At 59.9% G+C, this 3,443-nt stretch carries 4 protein-coding genes; all 4 read left to right on the top strand.

The window, feature by feature from the left end; all coding sequences use genetic code 11:
• Positions 1-51 precede the first annotated feature (51 nt).
• Positions 52-993, top strand: a complete 942-nt coding sequence (locus EOD15_RS31045) for an alpha-E domain-containing protein (RefSeq protein WP_127322445.1) — start codon at positions 52-54, stop codon at positions 991-993.
• 85 nt (positions 994-1,078) lie between these two features.
• Positions 1,079-1,873: a transglutaminase family protein gene (locus EOD15_RS31040; RefSeq protein WP_127322444.1), complete on the top strand. Its 795-nt coding sequence runs from the start codon at positions 1,079-1,081 to the stop codon at positions 1,871-1,873.
• 133 nt (positions 1,874-2,006) lie between these two features.
• Entirely contained in the window at positions 2,007-2,738 is a 732-nt protein-coding gene (locus EOD15_RS31035) for a peptidase (RefSeq protein ID WP_127322443.1), read from the top strand.
• A 103-nt stretch (positions 2,739-2,841) separates the two neighbouring features.
• The coding region (locus EOD15_RS31030) for a pyridoxal-dependent decarboxylase (protein ID WP_245463815.1) at positions 2,842-3,443 on the top strand (602 nt) is incomplete at its 3' end.

Raw genomic sequence — 3,443 nt, 5'->3', positions numbered from 1 at the left:
CCCCTATTCGCTACTCACTATTCGCTATTCGCTCGAAATCGGGGCACGATGATGCTTTTAGGCCGCACCGCCAACGGGCTCTACTGGATGAATCGCTATATCGAGCGGGCGGAGAACATGGCGCGCTTGGTCGATGCCGGTTTGCGCATGGCGCTGACTCGTACCCAGAGTGCCTCGGAAGAGTGGAATTCGGTGCTGCTCAGCGCCGGTTCCGACGTCACCTTCAGCCAGAAATATTCTGACTATACCGCGGCCAACGTCGCCGACTTCCTGTTGCGCGACACGTCGAACCCGTCGAGCACGATGGCGTCGATCGAAACGGCCCGCAACAATGCCCGCATGGTGCGTACCGCGCTGACGCGCGAAACCTGGGAAAGCATCAACGAAGCCTGGATGTCGCTGAAGCGGATGCTGGCCAAGCCGATCGACGAGCGCGACCTGCCCAGCGTGCTCGACGCCATCAAGCGCGAGACGGCGCTGATCCGCGGCTCATTCTACGGCACCATGCTGCGCAACGAGATCTTCGACTTCTCGCAGCTCGGCACTTATGTCGAGCGCGCGGACAACACGGCGCGCATCCTCGACGTGAAATATTATGTGCTGCTGCCGTCGATCTCCTGGGTCGGCTCGACGCTCGACAATTATCAGTGGGAATCGATCCTACGTTCGGTCTCGGCGCATCGCTCCTATCGCTGGGTCTACGACGCCGATTATAAGCCGACCAACATTGCCGATTATCTGATCCTCAATGTCCGCATGCCGCGCTCGCTGATGTTCTGCTATCGCTTCCTGTCAGAGCATCTGGAATTCCTCGGCGACGATTACGGCGAGCGCCATGCCTGCCACGCAACGGCCGAGAAGACGCAGACAATGCTGAGAGCCGGGTCGATCAAGGGCATATTCGACGCCGGCCTGCATGAATTCCTTGCCAATTTCATTCGCGACAACACCAAACTGGGCGAAGAGATCGCACAAGATTATCGGTTCAATTGAGCATGGTCCCGAAAGGTGGGAGCCGGTTTTCTCAGACAAACGAAACCGTTTGTCCGGAGATCGTGCTCACAAACGGAATAGAAGCATGCGGCTGAAGATCACCCATCGGACCGAGTACCGCTACGATACGCCGGTGCACTATCTGTTGCAGCGGCTGCGGCTGCTTCCGGTCAGCGGGTCGACGCAGACCGTTCTGTCCTGGGCCTTGACCATCGAAGGCGCGCGCGAAGAAGTTCGCTTTGTCGACCATTTCGGCAATGACACAAGGCTGCTAAGCGTCGAGGGCGAGCGCGACTTCATCACGGTGGAAGCATCAGGCGAAGTGGTGACACGCGACACCGCGGGCGTCTCGGGGCCACACCAGGGCTTTACACCACTCTGGCTGTACAGCCATGAGACGCCATTGACGACGATCGGCAGCGGTATCCGCGAACTCGCCGCATCGGTCGGCAAGGGCAGCGACATTGAAAGGCTGCACCGGCTGATGGCTGTCATCGGCGAGCGCGTTGTCTACACGCCCGGCACCACCAATGCGACGACGCCGGCGGAGGAAGCCTTGGCGCTGAAAACCGGGGTCTGCCAGGATCATACACATATCTTTGCCGCCGCGGCGCGTGCCATGGGCTTTCCGGCCCGCTATGTCAGCGGCTATCTGATGCTGGATGCCACGGTCGAGCAGGCGGCCAGCCATGCCTGGGCCGAAGCGCATGTTTCGGGTCTCGGCTGGGTTGCCTTCGATGCCGCCAATGGCATTTCACCCGACGAGCGATATGTAAAGGTGGCAACGGGCCGCGATTACCGCGACGCCACGCCGGTGTCGGGAATTCGGCTGGGACAGGCGGAAGAACAGCTTGCGGTCACCGTCACGGTGGAGCAGTAATCCTCCGCAAGATTGCTGCCGAGCGATTCATCGTTTCAAGGAAACGCCGGACCGCTCTATCTCCTTGTTTTAACGCAATTCCGGACGGAAAACCGCTTCACACTTTTCCTGGAATTGCTCTAGAAGAGATTCCATGACCTATTGCGTTGGCCTGAAGATCGATGGCGGGCTCGTGTTCATGTCGGACACGCGCACCAATGCAGGCATGGATTCCATCTCCACCTTTCGCAAGATGCACGTCTGGGAAGAGCCGGGCGAGCGCGTCATCGTTTTGATGTCGGCGGGCAATCTGGCGACGACACAGGCCGTGGTCAGCCTGCTTGACGAGCGCACCAAGGCGATCTCCGAACGACATTCCACGCTGCTCGAAACGCCGTCGATGTACCAAACGGTCCGCATTGTTGGCGACACGGTCAAGGAGGTCATCGCCAATTCGTCACCCGCTGGCGAGAAGGCGGATTCCTATTTCAATGCGTCCTTCATCCTCGGCGGTCAGATCAAGGGCAGCGAGCCGCGCCTGTTCATGATCTATCCCGAAGGCAATTTCATCGAGTCGACCGACGACACGCCGTTTTTCCAGATCGGCGAGACCAAATACGGCAAGCCGATCATCATCCGCGCATACGAAAGGACGATGAGCCTAGCCGAGACGGTGAAGCTGCTTTTGGTGTCCTTCGATTCGACGCTGAAGTCGAATCTGTCCGTCGGCTTGCCGCTCGACCTGCTCTTCCTGGAGAAAGACGCCTTCAAGGTCGGATTGAAGAAGCGGATCGGCCAGGATGACCAATATTACCGCACGATCTCCGACGGCTGGTCGAATGCGCTGAAGACGGCCTTTGCCAGCCTGCCGGATTTCCCTGGCTGAGGCGCGCCCGCCATTCGCTGGCGGTTGCATATATTTCACGCGTTAATTAATAAGAAAGCCAGCCGCGATGGATGGCGGCGATGGATCATGTCGGGAGAACAGGATGAACAACGATGATTTTCGGCAATGGTCGCGGCGCGCCACCGACTGGGGTGCTGACTATCGCAACACGCTGCGCGACCGCCCCGTGCGGCCGCTGGTCGAGCCTGGCGAAATTTTCCGAGGCATTGAGGTTTCGCCGCCCGAAGACGCCGAACCGATGGACCGGATCTTCGCCGACTTCGAAGAGAAGATACTGCCGGGAATGACGCATTGGCAGCATCCGCGCTTCTTCGCCTATTTCCCGGCCAATGCGGCGCCGGTCTCGGTGGTGGCGGAATATCTGGTTTCGGCGATGGCCGCGCAATGCATGCTGTGGCAGACGTCACCGGCAGCGACCGAACTCGAAACGCGCACCGTCGACTGGATGCGCCAGGCGCTCGGCCTGCCGGAAGGTTTCTCGGGCGTAATCCAGGATTCGGCCTCATCGGCGACACTGGCTGCGGTGCTGACCATGCGCGAACGGGCGCTCGACTGGCAAGGCAACAAACAGGGCCTGGCAGGGCAGGCGCGGCTGCGCATCTACTCCTCCGACCAGGTGCACACTTCGATCGACCGGGCGATCTGGGTGTCTGGCATCGGCGAGGACAATCTCGTGCGCATTCC

The sequence above is a fragment of the Mesorhizobium sp. M7A.T.Ca.US.000.02.2.1 genome (assembly GCF_003996995.1).
Lineage (GTDB): Bacteria > Pseudomonadota > Alphaproteobacteria > Rhizobiales > Rhizobiaceae > Mesorhizobium.
This window is presented reverse-complemented; position numbering and strand designations above follow the sequence as displayed.

Excerpts from the sequence above, each read along its gene's own strand:
- EOD15_RS31045 (WP_127322445.1), top strand. The coding sequence starts at position 52 with ATGCTTTTAGGCCGCACCGCCAACGGGCTCTACTGGATGAATCGCTAT.
- EOD15_RS31040 (WP_127322444.1), top strand. The coding sequence starts at position 1,079 with ATGCGGCTGAAGATCACCCATCGGACCGAGTACCGCTACGATACGCCG.
- EOD15_RS31035 (WP_127322443.1), top strand. The coding sequence starts at position 2,007 with ATGACCTATTGCGTTGGCCTGAAGATCGATGGCGGGCTCGTGTTCATG.